Annotated in this window: 16 protein-coding genes and 1 pseudogene; 10 read left to right on the forward strand and 7 right to left on the reverse strand. The window is 67.4% G+C overall.

Annotated features, from left to right (window positions below):
- The first annotated feature begins 35 nt into the window (after positions 1-35).
- Positions 36-2,567 carry a TonB-dependent receptor gene (locus J7495_RS06255; protein WP_294055444.1) on the forward strand — a complete coding sequence of 844 codons (2,532 nt, stop codon included), beginning with the start codon at positions 36-38 and terminating at the stop codon, positions 2,565-2,567.
- Positions 2,564-4,681 (forward strand): Atxe2 family lasso peptide isopeptidase, encoded by a 2,118-nt coding sequence (locus J7495_RS06260; protein WP_294055446.1) that lies wholly within the window; start codon positions 2,564-2,566, stop codon positions 4,679-4,681. The genes J7495_RS06255 and J7495_RS06260 overlap by 4 nt, the downstream gene beginning before the upstream one ends.
- Positions 4,682-4,684: 3 nt before the next feature.
- On the opposite strand, the gene J7495_RS06265 is transcribed toward J7495_RS06260, so the two are convergent.
- The 7 genes from J7495_RS06265 to J7495_RS06295 form a co-directional block, all read right to left on the reverse strand.
- Positions 4,685-6,406, reverse strand: coding sequence for an asparagine synthetase B family protein (locus tag J7495_RS06265; RefSeq protein WP_294055448.1), 1,722 nt, complete (start codon positions 6,404-6,406; stop codon positions 4,685-4,687).
- Entirely contained in the window at positions 6,403-7,044 is a 642-nt protein-coding gene (locus tag J7495_RS06270; protein WP_294055450.1) for a lasso peptide biosynthesis B2 protein, read from the reverse strand. Before J7495_RS06270 ends, J7495_RS06265 begins: the two co-directional genes overlap by 4 nt.
- Before the next feature lie 42 nt (positions 7,045-7,086).
- Positions 7,087-7,215: a benenodin family lasso peptide gene (locus tag J7495_RS06275; RefSeq protein ID WP_294055451.1), complete on the reverse strand. Its 129-nt coding sequence runs from the start codon at positions 7,213-7,215 to the stop codon at positions 7,087-7,089.
- 102 nt (positions 7,216-7,317) lie between these two features.
- A complete protein-coding gene (locus tag J7495_RS06280; RefSeq protein ID WP_294055453.1) occupies positions 7,318-7,914 on the reverse strand; it encodes a GntR family transcriptional regulator in 597 nt (198 codons plus the stop codon).
- 14 nt (positions 7,915-7,928) lie between these two features.
- Positions 7,929-8,828 carry a phytanoyl-CoA dioxygenase family protein gene (locus tag J7495_RS06285; protein ID WP_294055455.1) on the reverse strand — a complete coding sequence of 300 codons (900 nt, stop codon included), beginning with the start codon at positions 8,826-8,828 and terminating at the stop codon, positions 7,929-7,931.
- Positions 8,829-8,839: 11 nt separating this feature from the next.
- The gene (locus J7495_RS06290) at positions 8,840-9,451 is read right to left on the reverse strand and encodes an acyl-homoserine-lactone synthase (RefSeq protein WP_294055486.1); all 612 of its coding nucleotides are present in this window, start codon (positions 9,449-9,451) and stop codon (positions 8,840-8,842) included.
- An 81-nt stretch (positions 9,452-9,532) separates the two neighbouring features.
- Entirely contained in the window at positions 9,533-10,285 is a 753-nt protein-coding gene (locus tag J7495_RS06295; RefSeq protein WP_294055457.1) for a LuxR family transcriptional regulator, read from the reverse strand.
- Between the two features lie 305 nt (positions 10,286-10,590).
- On the opposite strand from J7495_RS06295, the gene J7495_RS06300 reads away from it, so the two are divergent.
- The 8 genes and pseudogenes from J7495_RS06300 to J7495_RS06330 all read left to right on the forward strand — a co-directional run bounded on the left by J7495_RS06300 (position 10,591) and on the right by J7495_RS06330 (position 16,439).
- On the forward strand, positions 10,591-11,322 hold the full coding sequence (locus J7495_RS06300) for a LuxR family transcriptional regulator (protein WP_294055459.1): 732 nt from the start codon (positions 10,591-10,593) through the stop codon (positions 11,320-11,322).
- Positions 11,323-11,382: 60 nt separating this feature from the next.
- Positions 11,383-12,156 carry a DUF2285 domain-containing protein gene (locus J7495_RS06305; RefSeq protein WP_294055461.1) on the forward strand — a complete coding sequence of 258 codons (774 nt, stop codon included), beginning with the start codon at positions 11,383-11,385 and terminating at the stop codon, positions 12,154-12,156.
- Between the two features lie 117 nt (positions 12,157-12,273).
- Positions 12,274-12,495: a helix-turn-helix domain-containing protein gene (locus J7495_RS06310; protein WP_294055463.1), complete on the forward strand. Its 222-nt coding sequence runs from the start codon at positions 12,274-12,276 to the stop codon at positions 12,493-12,495.
- A 263-nt stretch (positions 12,496-12,758) separates the two neighbouring features.
- Positions 12,759-13,010, forward strand: coding sequence for a helix-turn-helix transcriptional regulator (locus J7495_RS20215; RefSeq protein ID WP_366810836.1), 252 nt, complete (start codon positions 12,759-12,761; stop codon positions 13,008-13,010).
- On the forward strand, positions 13,010-14,356 hold the full coding sequence (locus J7495_RS06315; protein ID WP_366810838.1) for a type II toxin-antitoxin system HipA family toxin: 1,347 nt from the start codon (positions 13,010-13,012) through the stop codon (positions 14,354-14,356). The genes J7495_RS20215 and J7495_RS06315 overlap by 1 nt, the downstream gene beginning before the upstream one ends.
- 239 nt (positions 14,357-14,595) lie before the next feature.
- On the forward strand, positions 14,596-15,186 hold the full coding sequence (locus tag J7495_RS06320) for a hypothetical protein (RefSeq protein ID WP_294055466.1): 591 nt from the start codon (positions 14,596-14,598) through the stop codon (positions 15,184-15,186).
- Positions 15,187-15,801: 615 nt separating this feature from the next.
- A pseudogene (locus J7495_RS06325) lies at positions 15,802-16,001 on the forward strand (Arm DNA-binding domain-containing protein); the annotation flags it as partial.
- Positions 16,002-16,022: 21 nt separating this feature from the next.
- Entirely contained in the window at positions 16,023-16,439 is a 417-nt protein-coding gene (locus J7495_RS06330) for a hypothetical protein (protein ID WP_294055470.1), read from the forward strand.
- The last annotated feature ends 96 nt before the right edge of the window (positions 16,440-16,535 follow it).

A 16,535-nucleotide genomic window follows, 5' to 3' on the forward strand; every position in this document is an offset into this window, starting at 1 on the left:
TGGACCCGATCAACGGGCCATGAAGGGGGAAGGTTATGCGGGTCGGATTGATGATTTCGGTGGCGATGGTGGCGGTTGCGGCGGCGAGCCCCGCACAGGCACAGGCGGACGCGCGCAGCTACGAGATCGAGGCGCAGGATCTCGCCTCGGCGCTGCGCCGCTTCTCGGCAGCCTCGGGCCGTGAAGTGCTGGCGTCGGCCGAACTCGTCGCTGGCAAGCGCAGCGGCGGGGTCAGCGGGCGCTACGACGCCGACGATGCGCTCGCGCAGCTGCTCGAAGGGACCGGGCTCGGCGTCGAGACGGTCGAAGGCGCGTTCGTGCTGCGCCCTTTCGGCGGAAACCTTGCCCAGCAGCATGAGCCAGAGCGCGAGATCGTCGTCACCGGCTCGCGTATCCGCGGCGCCCCGGTAGCCTCGCAGGTGATCGCGCTCGACCAGGATTCGATCCGCAATCGCGGCCAGGCGACGGTGGCCGAGGCGGCGCGGACCATCCCGCAGAATTTCGGCGGCGGCCAGAACCCCGGCGTCGGGCGTAACGTCCCGGCCAGCAGCGGCGTCGATGTCGGCGGTGCCGCCTCGATCAATCTGCGCGGCTTGGGCAGCGATGCGACGCTGACGCTGCTCAACGGGCACCGCATGCCCTACAGCGCCTCGCGGCAGAGCATCGACATCTCGGCGATCCCCCTGGGCGCGGTCGACCGGATCGAGGTCGTCGCCGACGGCGCCTCGGCGCTCTACGGCTCGGACGCGGTCGCGGGCGTCGCCAACATCATCCTCAAGCGCGACTATGAAGGGTTCGAGACGCGCGCCCGGCTCGGCGCCGCCACCCGCGGCGGCGCCTTCAGCCAGCTCTATGCGGTCACCGGCGGCGGGACCTGGGCCGGCGGCGGGCTGCTGCTGAGCTACGAGTTCCTGCGCGACGCGCCGATCTATGCGCGGCAGCGCCCGTTCGGCGGCAGCGACCCCGAGCTCACCTTCCTGCCCGCGCTCAAGCATCACAATATCGTCGGCACCGGGCACCAGGACCTCGGCGGCGGCCTCGAGCTCGATTTCGACGGCTATTACAACTGGCGGTCGAGCTGGGCGCAGTACAGCACCAACGCGACCTCGCGGATCAATGTCCCGGCGACCGTCGAGAATTTCGCACTGGCGCCGAGTCTCAAATTGTCGGTCGGCGCGTGGCGCGCGACCCTGCTCGGCACCTACGGCCAGGACCATCTCGTCGTCGCCACCAACACCTATACGCTTGCCGGCGCGCTCACCTCGACGATCCCCAACATGTACCGCAACAGCGCCAGGGCGATCGAAGCCAATGCCGACGGCCCGCTGTTCGCGCTGCCTGGCGGCAGCGCCAAGCTCGCGATCGGCGCCGGCTACCGCAGCAACCATTTCGAGAATTTCCGCGGGCCCGCGAACATCTCGAACATCGACCGGTCGCAGGACAGCTACTTCGCCTATGGCGAATTGAGTCTGCCGCTGGTCTCGCCCGACCGACAGATGCCGCTGGTCGACCGGCTCAACCTCAGCGCAGCGCTGCGCTACGAGCGCTATCCCGGCATCGGCGAGATCGCCACGCCCAAGCTCGGCCTGATCTACGGGATCAGCCCCGACCTCGAATTCAAGGCGAGCTGGGGGAAATCGTACCGGGCCCCGACCTTCTACCAGCGCTACCAGCTCCAGTCGCTCTACCTGGCGCCGCCGTCGATCTTCGGCGGCAGCTATCCCGCCGGCTCGGCCGTGCTCTACGCCGAAGGCGGCAATTCGGCGCTGCAGCCCGAGCGCGCGACGAGCTGGAGCGCGACCGCGGTGCTCCATCCTCGCGGCGCACCCGGCGTCCGGCTCGAAGTCGGCTATTTCCACGTCGCCTATCGCGACCGGATCGTCACGCCGCTGATCTACGCGTCGCAGGCGCTGAGCAATCCGCTCTACCGCGACAGCGTGACGCTGACGCCCTCGGCCGCCGCGCAGGCCGCGATCATCGCCGGCGCCGGCGAGTTCCGCAACCTGACCGGCGGCGCCTACGATCCCACCAGGGTCGTCGCGATCATCGACAACAGCAACGTCAACGCGGCGCAGCAGACGGTCCAGGGCGTCGATATCCTCGGAAGCTACCGGTTCGATCTCGGCGCCAGCGGCGGGCTGCGGCTCACGGTCAATGCCAGCTATCTCGAAAGCGACCAGCGGCTGAGCGCGCTGCAGCCCGAGACGGTGCTCGCGGGCACGCTGTTCAACCCCGCGCACTGGCGCGGTCGCGCCACGGCCGCATGGGAGTCCGGCGGCCTGGTGGTCGAGGGCGCGTTCAACTACACCGGCGGGGTATCGGACGTGCGCAGCGCGCCCGCGGCGTGGATCAGCCCGATGGCGACGGTCGACCTGACCCTGCGCTACCGCACCGGCGACGGCGACGGCCCGCTGTCCAATCTCGACCTGACGCTCTCGGCCGCCAACCTGTTCGACGCGCTGCCAGGACGGATCGCCACGACGCTGCCCTACGAAGCGCCGTATGATTCGACCAACTATTCGCCGCTCGGCCGGTTCGTCAGCTTCGGGATCGCCAAGCGGTGGTGAAGCTCTGGGCATGCCGGGCGCGGCTGGCGGCGGTCGCGCTCCTCGTCGCCGTATGCGCGGCGATCCCGATCGCCCGCGCCGGCTGCGAGCATCTGCTGCCGGATCCGGTCGCGCCGGGTCCGGCAAGGGCAATCACGGCGCGGGATCTGGTCGAGCTGCGCGACATCGGCCAGCCCGACCCTTCGTTCGTGCTGCCCGAGAGCCCGCTCGCGGTGTCGCCCGACGGGAGGAGCGTCGCATTTGTGCTCAACCGTGCCGACCTCGACACGAATAGCTATTGCCGTGGGCTGGTGGTGGTCGACCTCGACCGCGAGGCGCCGCCGCGCGCGATCGATCGCGGTGGCGAACTGATCACGGTGTTCAGCTTCCTGCGCGGGTCGGTCCAGCGCACCGGTTTTCCGGAACTGATCGTGCCTGTCTGGTCCCCCGACGGCGAATGGGTTGCCTATCTGCGCCGGGACAATGGGGTGACCCAGGTATGGCGCGCGCGGCATTCGGGCGGGGGCGCGGTCGCCGTCTCCCGCTCGGACGCCGATGTCGAGGCGTTCGCCTGGTCGGCCGACGGTCGCCGGATCGTCTTTGCGGCGCGGCCGACGCTGGTCGCGCAGCGCCGCGCGATCGAGCGCGAGGGGCTCGACGGCTGGGCCTATGACGCGCGGTTCGTGCCCAACTGGGGCATGCGCCCGCAGGAAGGCCGGCCCGCGCCGCTCGTCGCGTCGGTCGTAGACCTCGCCACGGGCGCGACGGCGACCGCCGGACCCACCGAGCAGGCGCTGCTCGGCACGCGCGAGACGCGCTACAGCGACCGTTCGACGGCCGCGCTGTCGCCAGCCGGCTGGCGCGCCGGCACCGCGCTGAGCGACCCGTCGCCGCTCAGCCCGCAGCGGCTGTGGGTCGAGACGCCGCAGGGCAAGCGCCGGCAATGCCGTGATCCCGCGTGCCTCGGGCGCATAACCGGCGTGTGGTGGGAACCCGGCGGACGCGCGCTGTGGTTCCTGAGACGGGAAGGCTGGGCGAACGGCGAGATGGGACTGTATCGCCTGGCCCGGGACGGCGCGGCGCCCCGACGCGTGCTCGCGACGCAGGACATGATCCAGGGCTGCGTGCCCGTCTCGGACGCGCTCCTGTGCCTGCGCGAGAACGCGACTACGCCGCGCCGTCTCGTCAGGATCGATCCCGGGACCGGCGGCGCCGAGCTGGTGTTCGACCCCAATCCCGAGTTCGGTGCCATCCGGCTGGGGATGGCGAAGCGGCTCCGATGGAAAAACGCGCTCGGGCTCGAGGTGCGCGGCGACCTGGTGCTGCCGCCCGGCTACCGCGAGGGCGAGAAGCTGCCGCTGGTCGTCGTCCAATATCGCAGCGACGGCTTTCTGCGTGGCGGCACCGGCGACGAATATCCGATCCACCTGTTCGCAGCGCGCGGCTATGCGGTGCTGAGTTTCGAGCGGCCGGCGGAGTATGCATCTCTGGTGCCGGGCGTGCGCACGATCGACGAGGCCATCGCCGTCGGCGCGAAGGACTGGGCGGATCGGCGCAGCGTCCTGTCGGCGCTCGAGACCGGGGTGCGGCAGGTCATCGCCTCGGGCATCGCCGACCCACGCCGGGTCGGCATCACCGGGCAGAGCGACGGATCGGCCACGACGCGCTTCGCGCTGATCAACAGCGACCTGTTCGCCGCGGCGGCGGTCAGCACCTGCTGCATGGATGCCAATACCGTCATGACCTATGGCGGAATCGCCTGGGCCGACGACCTGCATGGCGACGGCTATCCGCGTGCGACCGAGCCCGCGCCGGAATTCTGGCGCCCCTTCTCGCTCGCGTTCAACGCCGACCGGCTGCGCGTTCCGATCCTGATGCAGCTGTCGGACAACGAGGCGCTGCTCGCGCTCGAGGCTTATGGCGCGCTCCGCGATTTCCACCGGCCGGTCGACCTCTACGTCTTTCCCGACGAATATCATTACAAATGGCAGCCCGCGCACCGGCGCGCGATCTACGAGCGGGCAATCGACTGGTTCGACTATTGGCTGCTCGGCCGCCGTTCGGCGGCGCCGGAGCGCGTGGCCGAGCTGCGGCGCTGGGATGCGCTTCGCCCCGCGGGCGAGCATGCGCCGTGAAGCTCACGGGAGCACGCGCCGCCCGGTCCAGCTGCGCGCCCAAGCCTCGGTTTCACCGAGCTGCATGACCCTCGAATAGGCGATGCCCCTGACCGGTCTGGTGTCGGCGAGCACCGCGCGCACGCCGTCCATGTCGATCAGCCCGTGCGCGGCGAGCAGTCCGTCCTCGAGCAGCTCGCGCAGCGCCGCGCGGTTGGCCTCGTAGATCTCGATCTCGAACGAATCGGGCGCGCCCTTGCCGCGCCGCTTGACGATCGCCTTCGGCAGGTCGCCGGCAAAGGCCCGGCGGGCGACCATCCGGTTGTTGCCGCCGCGGCACCACAGCCAACTCGGCACGCCGAGGCAGAATTCGACGATCGGCTGCGACATCAGCGGCGAGAGCAGCGGCAGCCGCAGTTCGGGCGCGAGCGGCTCCATATAGTTCGCCATGGTCAGCACTGAGGCCACGTGCGCCGCCTGGCCGGGCAGCGCATCGTCAGGTGCATCGCGCCAGCTCGGTCCGACGGGCGTCTCCGCCAGCAGCTCGCGCGAGAGGAGGCTGGTGTCGACCGCGACCGGATAGGCCGGCGGGCGACGCAACCGGCGCAAGGTGCGGTGCACGGCGGTCGGTGCGCTGCAGCCGGTCAGCCGGCAGACATCGCCGAGCGTTTCGAGAGCCGGAATCCAGCCTTGCCGGCGGATGCGATCGACGATCGGCCGGACCGACTGGATATAGCAGAAGACATTGTCGCCACCGCCGCCGCGAAGGATCGCGTCCGCGCCCGCCGCACGCGCGATCGCCGCGAAGTGCCGCTCGGACTCCTGCGCAAAATAGCGCCCGACCGGCCGCGGCAGGTGTGCGGCGTTCGAGCGCCCGACATCGACGCCGGCGACCAGGCGCGGCGCCTCGCTCAGGCGGACCCCGAGCGCATCGGTCACTGCGCGTGCGAACGGCCGCTCGTCGCCGAGCGCGTCGGCCGTGACCAGCGTCATGCATTCGAACGGCACGCCCGTGGCCGCAAGCGAGGCTGCGACGATCGACGAGTCGAGCCCGCCCGAAAGCGCGACCAGCACCCGCGAGAATCCGCCGCCGATGCGGCCAATGCACTCGGTCGTGACCGCGCGCAGCCCGGTGGCGAGCGTGTCGAGATCGGCGTCGTCGGCACGACCGACATACGCCCATGGCGACCACAGTTCTTCGACCGCATAGCTGCCATTGGCAATACGAAGGCAGGTTCCGCCGAGGAGCTCCTGGATCCCCGACAGGCAGGTGGCCGACGGGCGGAGATCGGGCGCGATCAGGTGGCCAGCGACGGCGGCCCAGTCGATCGGTGGTGTCGCACCGGCCCAGGCGCATAGCAGCGCCACATCGGACGCAGCCACCACCAGCGCGCCGTCGCTCCAATAATAGCAGCCGAGTTCGCCGAACGGCGCCCGCACGATCGACCAACCCGCCGCATGCGGGTCGAGAACGAAGGCGACATAGGATCCCCAATGGTGACGGATCAGCCTTCGCTCCCAGCGATCGCCGACGGACCGGCCGGTGGCTCGCTCGAACAGCGTGCCGAGGACAAGCAGCTCCGCGCAGGGCACGGGGCCGTCACCCGGCTCGGCAAAGACGGCGATGCCCTCCTGCCGGAACACAGGCGCAAGACCGCTCGCCCGCGCGACTTGCCCGGCGCGCCGCTCGAGCGCCACTACCTGCTCAGCGGGACCGACGAACGCGAAATAGCGCGGTCCCATCATATCGCGAGGATCGGTGTGAAGGTGCGCACATTCTCGATCCGGTCGTTGGCGATCCTTCCGTCGAGCTGCACCCAGCAATGCGCGTGGAACGGGCGCAGCCGCACGCCGAGCACCAGTATCGGCGTGAGACCGCGGCCTGCCATGTGGCTGGCCACAGCGATCGACCGCGCGAGGCACTTGTCGTGCGACGCGGTCAGCAGTGCGGTCGCCTCATGGGCGTGCGCGATCGCGCCTGCGAGTCCTTCGTACGCAGCGCTGGCGCGTACGCGCTCCTTGCGCCGGCGAAAGCGCGCGACGGTCGCCGCGAGGCCGGCGAGCCTCAGGCTCGCCGAAGTGACGGCGAATTGGAGCAACGCAACAGGGAGCAGCGACGCCCGCGGCCGGTCATGTTCGATCTCGAGCAGGCTCGCCGTAGGTGCGGCGGCGCGCGCGCAGGCCGGAGGCGTCGATCCCGACACGAGAAGGCCGTGCCGGGTGAGGGCATCGACGTCGCCGCCCGCGTCGCCCACGGCCCATGTGCGGAAACGATCCTCCAGGTCAGCGCCGAGGCAGAAATAGCGGTCGCCTGGCAGATCGAGGAAAACGGCGCGGTCGCCGACGAAGCAGTAGGACAGGCCTTCGCGCAGCTGATGGGTCATCGCGGGGGTTCGGCGCGCGGCCAGGCCGCGCGCCGGGTCCGATCACTCGTCGGAGAGACCGGGAAGCATGCGGGTGGACTGGTCGTCCTTGAACTCGCCCGCATTGCCCTTGGTCTCGGTGCTCGCCGCGCCGAGGTCGATGATCGGTTCGTGTTCGACGGTCCGTTCCATATCGCTTCTCCTTGCACGCTGCTCCAGGCAGCGCCGCAAGGCTGCGGCGGCAAGCGGCATATACCAACTTTATACGGGCCAAATTGTGCGATTGTTGCGGGGTCAGGTAGCATCCCGAGGCCTGATCTGCGCGGCGATCTGCGGCACGCAGCGCAGCCGGCGGCGATGGTAGGCGTCGAGTGCCTGCCGCGCGCCGTTCCAGCGGCCCGCCTCTACGTGCCCGGCGATCGTGTCGAGCTCGGCCTCGCAGTCGTGCAGCAGCCGCCCCTCGACCCGACGGACGATATGGAGCCGGTCGTTGAGCGACGCGATCTGGGCGCGGTGCTCATGATTGGGCGAATGCTCGGCGATCCAGGCGAAGAGCCGCGCGGCATCGTCGGCGTGGTCGTCGCCGGACAGCGAATCCAGCCGGGGCGGAGGGACTTCGCTTCGCGCGGCAGCGCGTATCGCCAGCGCAAGCAGTTCCGCGCTCCAGCCGTAGAGATCGCGCAGTCCCGCTTCGCTCACCAACGGCTGGCGAAAACCTTCATGCTGCCAGCTGTCGACCAGCCGCTCGCCGGTCAGCCGATGCAGCGCGTCGCGGATCGGCGTGACGCTCGCCGCAAGCTCGCCCGAGAGCCGCGCCGGGTCGAGCCGCTCGCCGGGGCTGAAGGCACCGGCGAGGACGCGCGCCTTCAGCGCGGCATAAACGCGCATCATCGTCCCGCCGGGACTCATGGCCCGGTCCGCTCGGCGCCGCGCTGCTGCGCTTGGACATAGTCGGCGAGCATCGCCTGCTGGTCGGCACGCAGCGCGTCGGTCGCGGCGAGATGCTCGGGAACGTCGTCCTGGAGCAGGATCGACGGGCATTGTCCCTCGAAATTGCCGAGGTTGGGGCGGTGCTGGCGATAGCCGACCAGCGCCGCCAGTTCGGCGGGGAAGCGGCGCGCAACCTCGGGTGGATAGGCGAGCCACTGATTTTCATAGGGTTTGAGCCAGCCGAGGCAGTAGCTAACGATGATCGCGCGCCGCGTGGCGGTAGTGACGTTGCCGCCGGCGCCATGGAGCGTCGAGCCGAGGAAGACGATCGCGTCGCCGGGATCGCATTCCGCCACGATCGGCTCGCCCGCCACTTCGCTGTCCAGTGCGGCCGCACCGTGGCTTGCGGGCCAGATCAGCGTCGCGCCATTGGCGGCGGTAAACGGCGTCAGCGGCCAGATGACGTTGACGAGATATTCGATCTCACCGGTGACGCCCCTCCACATATCCTGGTCGCGGTGCGGGAACTGGGGAAGCGCACCGGGGTGGATCTCGATCGCCTGGCTGAGGTTGAGCTGGATCGTGTCGCACCAGGGCGACAGCACCGCTTCCGCCAGTCCGAGCACCTCGCGGTGGAGCACCAGCTCGGCTGCGGCGTCGGAACGGCTCAGCAGGCGCCCGAACCGCTTGGTCCGCGCACCGTAGAAGCCTCCCTCGCAGAAGGGCGTCGCCTCGAAGTGCGGCGACAGGTCTATGGCGAGGCGGGCGATCGTGTCGCCGGAAACCACGCCGTGCAGGATGCTGAAACCCTCGGCGCCGAGCGCATCGGGCCGGACGGCCGTGCCCGCATCGGGGCTCTGGATATCTGCGATCATTGTCCGTCTCCTCAGGCCGCGTGGGAGGCCGCAACGGTGCGCGGCTCGCAGAACACGCCCGCGGCGGCGAGCTTGTCGAGCGTGTCGGGCTCGATCTCGATCCGGAGCGCGCCGAGCATCTTGCCGGCATGCTCGCGCGGAAGCCCGAGCGGGGCGCAGGTCCAGCCGAACCCGAGGATCTGCTGCAGCCACGGCAGCTCTGCGACCCCGGTATAGCAGCGCACGCCGTTCGCCACGGCGAACTGCGCGATTGCCGTCACCAGCATGTTGCGTGCGACGCGGCGTTCGGCGGCGCGAAGCCCGCGCGACAGGCAGAAGCGCGTGATCTCGAGCACGCCGGGTCCGCTGGGTGGCGCCTCGTCGCAGAGGTCGGGGAACAGCCCGGTGAGGATGCCCGGTTCATCGGTCGGGAGCAGCCGCGCCGAGGCGAGGTGGCGCCGCTCGGGATCGGTCAGGATGAGATAGGTCGCACGCGCATTGTCGAACTGGTCGACTTCGTAGCGGTCGGCGAGGACGGGCAGGTCCCAGCCGAGCAGGTCGATGAAGACCTGCTTGCGCGCTTCGAACATGCCGCGCAGCGCGACGCGCTCGTGCATGCGGTTGGTGTCGTCGACGATAAGCATCATGGCACTCGCTCCAGAAAAAAGGCGAGCGCCCTAAGAGCAGCCGGCAAACCGGCGGCCCATTCCAAGGAATGAGGGTTGTCAGGCGATCAGGTCGCTGAAGCAGACCGCGCCGTCATAGAGCGCGCGCACCGTCAGCATCGAGCGAGTCGACGCGTCATAGCGCTCGCGCGCATTGCGGAGATGCTCGATCACGGTGGTGTGGCTGACGCCGAGGATCTGCGCGATCTCCCAGTCGGTCTTGCCGCGACCCACCCACATGATGCACTCGACCTGCCGGTCGGTAAGTGCGGGCGGATTGGGGAGCGGGCGCCGCGCCGCCAGCCGGCGCCCGGTCTCGAACAAGAGCTGGCCCGCGAGCTGTGCGAACGGGATGCGGTCCTCCGGCATGCCCTCTCCGGCCGGCCAGGCGAACGAACACGAGCCCAGCGTTTCGCCGGGCACATTGCCCGGCACGGTGAAGCCATCGCCGATGCCGTGCGTCTGCGCTTCGGCCAGGACATGATGGTCGCGCTTGGACAGGTTGATCAGCCCGTGCACCGCAGCCCAGCGGAATCCATAGGCCGTGACATGGCTCGCACGGTGTATCGGGTCGGAGACGCCGAGCCCCTCGGTGTCGAACCAATGCTCCCAGGCTTCGGGATAATTGTGGAGCCGGAGCGCCGAATCGGGCGCGCGCAGGAAGTCGACATGCTGGCTCAGTGCGAAATAGCGGCAGCCGAGACGCGCGCTGGTTTCGACGAGCGCGTCGCGGAGCGCGTCGCGGAGCGCGTCGAGGCTGTCGATGGTCTGGAGCGACGCGAGGTAATCCTGCGCCGCGGCGAGCGACGGCATGTCCAGTCGGCCCGCGAGCGAGCGACGGACTCAAGCCATCGCCGACTCGCCGCCCTCACTTGTTCCGTCCGGCGCACGGCTCTCAACTACCGGTCCTGGCGGAGGTGAAAAGCTTCGACGGAGCGTGCGAAATCCCGCCCCGGTCGCAGTCCGATCTAGGTAAACCTCTTGAAATATATCAAATATATTCGCTCTATAATCGTAGGCGTGCGCGGTGAGCCAAGCCTCCAGCGCGCCGAATAGTTTGCGTACGAGGGTGCACCGTGTCGCTGGACTGCTGCGCATCGCTCGGCGACCTGCGCGCAATGCGAGTCGTCGCCGAATTTGCGGCCGAGAGCCAGGCGGTCGAGTCGATCTCCGATCTCGATCGCCTGCTCGGGGCTGCCGCGGCCGAACTTGGTTTCAGATACCATGCGCTGGTCCAGCACGGCAGGCCTGCGCGGGCGGCGGACGCCCGACTGGCCCTGCTCGACTATCCGGGAAGCTGGCAGGAGCGGTTCGACACGGATGGGCTCTACGAGATCGATCCGGTGCAACGCGCGTGCAGGACGCAGCTGGTGGGGTTTGCCTGGTCGGAGCTCGGCAAGCTGATCCGGCTGACGCCGAAGCAGCGCCAAGTGCTCGAGGAAAGCCGGCGCCACGGCATCGGCGAAGGCTTCACGGTACCGATCCATTTGCCTGGCGAGCGCGCGGCCTCGTGCTCGTTCGCGACGCGTGCCGGCACCGCGCTGCCGGCACGCAACCTGATGGCGGCGCAGCTCGTCGGGCAGTTCGGCTTCGAGGTAAGCCGCCGGATCACGCGTGCGCGAGCAACGGCGGCCGGGCACCTGTCGCCGCGCCAGCGCGAGTGCGTGCTGCTGATGGCGCAGGGCAAGTCGGACTGGGAGATCGGGCGCATCCTCGAGCTGAGCGAGGAGACGGTCACCAAATATCTCAACGCGGCGCGGTCGCGCTTCGATGTCGCTCGTCGGACCCAGCTGGCGATCATGGCGCTCCATGACGGCGAGATTGGCTTCGACGAAGTGCTGCGTCACTAACCCCCAAAGGAGGTATCGCCGGGCCCGGGAGGTGAAGTCATCCTCGCTCCGGAGTTGAGCGTGCCCCCTTCGATCCCCGCCCCCGACTGGCAGCAGCCCAAATGCTATGCACATCTGCGCGATGCCGACCGGCGCCTGTTCGCCTGGGAATGGCTGCGGCGGTGTCCGGCTTACCGTCGTGCCTGGCATCGCTATGGGCACGATCCCGACGGGCGGGTTGCCGCGCGCGTCGCGCGCCGGTTCGCGCTGGTCGCGCTCGAGGATCCGACGAAGGACGCAGGCTCGGCACATCCGATATGGCGCTCGGGGCACGATCCGCACGTCGTATCCGCAAGCGCCGAGAGCCTGCCCACAACCTCGTCCGGATATTTTGACCTCTTGCGGTTGGCGCCTTTCGCGCATGTCACGGTGTCTCAGGACGGAAGCGAGCATTGGCTGTTCAGCGACGTGGGGTGGCTGCTGCGGCTAGACGTGATTGAAGGGACTCTCCTCGGCGGTCCGGCGCTCTTGCGTTTCCACCTCGAGGGCTTGTGCGACCTCCCCCCGCGCTTGCGGACGCTCGAGGATTTGATCCGCTTGTTCAAAGCCCCCGAGGCAGGGGTTGGCAGTCAGACTTCGCGGCGCACCCAGCGCTGGATTGCCGAGCTCCGGACCGCCGACGCGCTCGAACAGGGCGCCAGCCATCGGCAGATCGCGCACCGGCTCTTCGGTGACATCGCCGACAAGGAATGGCGGCTGGACAGCGACGCCTACCGGCTGCGCACGCAGCGGCTCGTGCGATCGGCGCGCGCACGATTGCGGCGACCGGTCGGCCCGGAATGGTTCGCCGGGTGAGGCGCGGGCTCCGGCGGTTCATTGCGAGCGTCCGTGCACGACCAGGGACAAACCGAGGGGTGGCCTGATCCGATGCGTCGTCATCACAGCCGGGGGCTAACGCAAAGGAGAGACGGAATGCCGAACTTCACCGTTGCACGCGATCTGGGCGACCATGAGCGGATTGCCGTGCGAATACCCGTTGCCGCGCAAATGATCGGCATCAGCCGGTCGAAATTCTACGAACTGCTCGACGCCGGGGAGATCGAAGCAATCAAGCTGGGAAGAAGCACGCTCATTCCGGTCGCCAGCCTCAAGACCTTTGTCGAAGAGTTGCGGCAGCGATCTGCGAAGATTTGAGTTCACCGGTTCCGGGGCCGTCTGGCGAGTTGAGACTTTCCACCGGCGGAGGCGGCTCCGGATACAGACCCTATGCACCGATCACATTCCAGGCGACCGCTTGGCGAGATGGGTGGCTAGGTGTTGCGAGGCGTCACAAGCAAATATCCGAATAGCCGTATAATTCGAGATTATACGGGTTGGCGCATATTCCAGCGATATGCGCTAATCCGTATATTGAAGATTTATCTCGACTAGCGTATATGTGCTGTCGGAGACGACCGATGGCCCAACTTGCCCGCACCCCAAAGCAGCTCGGCGAAGCACTGCGACGCTATCGCACGCTGGCCGGGCTCAACCAATCCGACGTGGCCGCCAGGGCGGGCCTTCGCCAGGCGACGATCTCGCAAATCGAAAGTGGGCACGGCGCGGCGAAGATCGAGACGATCTGCGCCATACTGGCGGCGCTGGATCTCGAGCTCATGGTCGGTCCGCGCTCGAAGAGCAGCTCGGAGGATATCGAGGACATCTTCTGATGCCGCGCAGACCCGGTCGTGCTCCGCTCAACGTCTTCCTGAACAACCGCCATGTCGGCCGGCTGACGCGGCAGTCGAGCGGGGCGATCGACTTCGCTTATGATCCGAGCTGGCTCGGATGGGAGAACGCCATCCCGGTGTCGCTCTCGCTGCCGCTTCGCGAGACCCGCTATCTCGGCGACCGGGTCACGGCGGTATTCGAGAATCTCCTGCCCGATTCCAAACCGATCCGCAGCCGCGTCGCCGAACGCGTGGGAGCCCAGGGCACCGATGCCTTCAGCTTGCTCAGCGAAATCGGCCGCGACTGCGTCGGCGCGCTGCAGTTCATGGCGATCGACGAACTTCCGCCGCCGACCACCGCGATCGACGGGATCGAAGTCGGCGAGGACGAAATCGCCGCCATCGTGGCGAACCTCGCGCGCGCCCCGCTCGGCCTCGACAAGGAAGACGACTTCCGCATCTCCATCGCCGGCGCGCAGGAAAAGACGGCGCTGCTGCGTCACGACGGAAAATGGCTGAAGCCGACCGGCACGACGCCGACCACGCACATCCTCAAGCCCCAGATCGGCGAGCTGCCGAACGGCATCGACCTGTCGAACAGCGTCGAGAACGAATTCTACTGCCTCAAGCTGATGGAAGCGTTCGGGCTGCCCGCCAATGACGTCGAGATCGCCACCTTCGGGAAGACTAAGGTCCTCGTCGTCACGCGCTTCGATCGGCGCTGGACCCGGGACGGAAGGCTGCTCCGGCTCCCGCAGGAGGATTGCTGCCAGGCGCTTTCGGTCCCGTCCGCCGGCAAATATGAAAGCGAAGGCGGACCCGGCATCGCGGCGATCGCCCATCTGCTCGCCGGAAGCGACGATCCCTCGGGCGACCGGCTGGCCTTCTTCAAGGCGCAGCTCTTGTTCTGGCTGATCGGCGCGACGGACGGCCATGCGAAGAACTTCAGCATCTTCCTGGCGCCGGGCGGCCGCTTTCGGATGACGCCGTTCTACGATGTCCTGACCGCGCAGCCGAGCCTCGATGCGCACCAGATCCGCCGCAACCAATTCAAGCTGGCGATGGCGGTCGGCAATTCGCGCAAATATCGTATCTTCGAAATCCATGGGCGGCATTTCGTGGAGGCAGGCCGCGCCGCCGCACTGTCGACGCAGCTCATCGCCCGGGCGATCGACGATATCCGGCAAGCCTTCGATCGGGCGTTCGCGGCTGTCGAGGCCTTGCTTCCCGCGCATTTTCCGGAAGCCATTCACGCCACGGTCCTGGCCGGTGCGCGCGAGCGCTTGCACCGTCTCGCCACCGCTGACGCGGAACTGGGACGCGCCGCCTCTTCGGGATCGGCCTAGCGGGTCAAATGCGCGCCGGATGATCGATAGCGCCACGTCCTATCGATCATTATGTCGCGATACGTGATTGATTGAGGCTTACCTCGCAGCGCGAGGACAGCGAGACGACCCCATCAAGCGATCGTCCATACCGTCGCTGCTTCCAATCTGACTTCTTACCACCGGTGTGCATGAATTTTTAGGAAGAAAACTTGCATAGGTGACTGCAGGGTCTATCTGGACGGGCAGAGGATGGAAACGTGTCCGCACTAAACGAGCTGAAGCGACGGCTGCGGCCGGGCCAGGTCTATCGGCGCAAGGATCTCGCGCGTTGGTCGACCGCGGTCGATCGCCATCTGCGTCAGTTGGTCGGAGAAGGCCGGCTCGAGAAGGTCTCGGGCGGAGTTTATATGGTTCCGCGTCAGACCCGCTTCGGCGCTTCTCCCGCCGCGCCCGAGAAGCTCGTCGAGACCTTCCTCGGCGACGACCGCTTCCTGATGGTCTCGCCCAACGCCTATAATGGCCTCGGGGTCGGTACGACCCAGCTCTACAACGAAACCGTGGTCTACAACCGCAAGCGTCATGGGCGGTTCAAGCTCGATGGGCGGACCTATGATTTCAGGCTTCGCCCGTCGGTTCCTCCGCGGCTGACCGAAGAGGTGCTGATGGTCGACCTCCTCCACAATCTCGACCGGCTTGCCGAGGACAAGTCTGCGGTGTTGCCGCGTGCGCTAGCGCGCGCGCGCACGATGGACCGCAACAAGCTGGCGAAGGCACTGCGCGACTATGGCTCCGCCCGCGCCGAGCGGCTGCTCGAACCCGTGCTGGCACCGCAGCCGGTCGCGAACTGATGCTGCTCCACGAGCTTCCGGAGTTCCGCGACCTGATCGCGGTGACCGCGCGAGAGCGCGGGATCGACTCGGGTCTCGTGGAGATCACGTATAGCCCGGGGTTCTCTCTACTATCGCGATCAGCCGTAGCTCAACACCATCCTGGACCGGATCAACCACAACGCAACGCGGCTCTAGGTTCGCAATGCGCCATGTATGGCGCCACGCAATCTGCCTTCCGCTCCCCGATTCCGAAACCTTATCCTCAATTCACCTCGTACGCGAGTTGAATCGGAAAAAGCTGGCATTTTGAAGAATATTCCCTATTGTCTCTCCAGTACTCATAGAGTACCAATATGACTCGAACCGCTGTTTATAGGAGTTTATTGGGTATCTTTTCAGGTCATCTTAAAAATCCAATCTTACATAACTATTTTTATTCAATATCTTAACTTAAACTATCGAGTCCTCTTCTGGCCATTTGCTCTTCCGAGAACGTCCGAAAAACGGCAGATTTCTGCCGTTTTTTGTGATATGACCGTCCGGTGAAATCCGGGCTGTTCCGGCACCAATCGGGAACAAAGATGGTATTCCTGATGGTATCGGCGGCCCCTGATGGACAGGGACGATACCATCATGGGAAAGCTTTTCGCGACGACGGTCACCAACGCCAAGCCGACCGACCGAGACTATAAGCTCGCCGACGGCGCCGGCCTCTATCTTCTCGTGAAGACGAACGGCGCCAAGCTCTGGCGACTCAATTATCGGCACTGGGCAAGCAGCGGACACTTTCGTTCGGCGCGTGGCCGGATGTCGGCCTTGCGGCTGCCCGTTCGCAACGTGACGATGCCCGCCGGATGATTGCCGCGGGCCTCGCCCCCTCGCATGAGATCAAGCTGGAAACCGCGCGCGACATGATCGCCGCCGAAAACAGCTTCAAGGCGGTCGCCGAGGAGTGGATCGCGAAGAACGAGCGCGAGGACATGGCCGAGGTCACCCTCGCCAAGATTCGCTGGCTGCTCGACAAGGCCTATCCCAAGCTCGGCAACCGGCCGATCGCCAAGATCACCGCGCAGGAAGTGCTCGCGGTGCTTCGCCACCACCGCGACCTACACGCCGCTCGGCGACCTGCTCACCGTAGACGGGCCGCTTTCGGGCACCGCCGACACCACGACCTACCGCTACGATGCCGCGCGGCGGCGGACGGGTGTGATCTCGGCCGATCCGGACGGCGCAGGCTCGCTGAAGCGTCGCGCGCAGAAGACGACTTATGACGGCGCGGGCCGGGTGACCGACGTCGAGGTCGGCACGGTCAACGGCACGAGCGACAGCGACTGGTCGGCGTTCGCCTCCGCGCAGAAGGTGACCAC

The sequence above is a fragment of the Sphingomonas sp. genome (assembly GCF_017745215.1).
Classification (GTDB): Bacteria; Pseudomonadota; Alphaproteobacteria; order Sphingomonadales; family Sphingomonadaceae; genus Sphingomonas.

Bases quoted from the DNA above. Each gene is read 5' to 3' on its own strand.
- J7495_RS06315 (WP_366810838.1), top strand. From the start codon at position 13,010: ATGCCGCGCAGACCCGGTCGTGCTCCGCTCAACGTCTTCCTGAACAAC.
- J7495_RS06285 (WP_294055455.1), bottom strand. From the start codon at position 8,828: ATGATCGCAGATATCCAGAGCCCCGATGCGGGCACGGCCGTCCGGCCC.
- J7495_RS06255 (WP_294055444.1), top strand. From the start codon at position 36: ATGCGGGTCGGATTGATGATTTCGGTGGCGATGGTGGCGGTTGCGGCG.
- J7495_RS06270 (WP_294055450.1), bottom strand. From the start codon at position 7,044: ATGACCCATCAGCTGCGCGAAGGCCTGTCCTACTGCTTCGTCGGCGAC.
- J7495_RS06310 (WP_294055463.1), top strand. From the start codon at position 12,274: ATGCCGAACTTCACCGTTGCACGCGATCTGGGCGACCATGAGCGGATT.
- J7495_RS06330 (WP_294055470.1), top strand. From the start codon at position 16,023: ATGATTGCCGCGGGCCTCGCCCCCTCGCATGAGATCAAGCTGGAAACC.
- J7495_RS06295 (WP_294055457.1), bottom strand. From the start codon at position 10,285: ATGCCGTCGCTCGCCGCGGCGCAGGATTACCTCGCGTCGCTCCAGACC.
- J7495_RS06275 (WP_294055451.1), bottom strand. From the start codon at position 7,215: ATGGAACGGACCGTCGAACACGAACCGATCATCGACCTCGGCGCGGCG.
- J7495_RS20215 (WP_366810836.1), top strand. From the start codon at position 12,759: ATGGCCCAACTTGCCCGCACCCCAAAGCAGCTCGGCGAAGCACTGCGA.
- J7495_RS06280 (WP_294055453.1), bottom strand. From the start codon at position 7,914: ATGATGCGCGTTTATGCCGCGCTGAAGGCGCGCGTCCTCGCCGGTGCC.
- J7495_RS06290 (WP_294055486.1), bottom strand. From the start codon at position 9,451: ATGCTTATCGTCGACGACACCAACCGCATGCACGAGCGCGTCGCGCTG.
- J7495_RS06300 (WP_294055459.1), top strand. From the start codon at position 10,591: ATGCGAGTCGTCGCCGAATTTGCGGCCGAGAGCCAGGCGGTCGAGTCG.
- J7495_RS06265 (WP_294055448.1), bottom strand. From the start codon at position 6,406: ATGATGGGACCGCGCTATTTCGCGTTCGTCGGTCCCGCTGAGCAGGTA.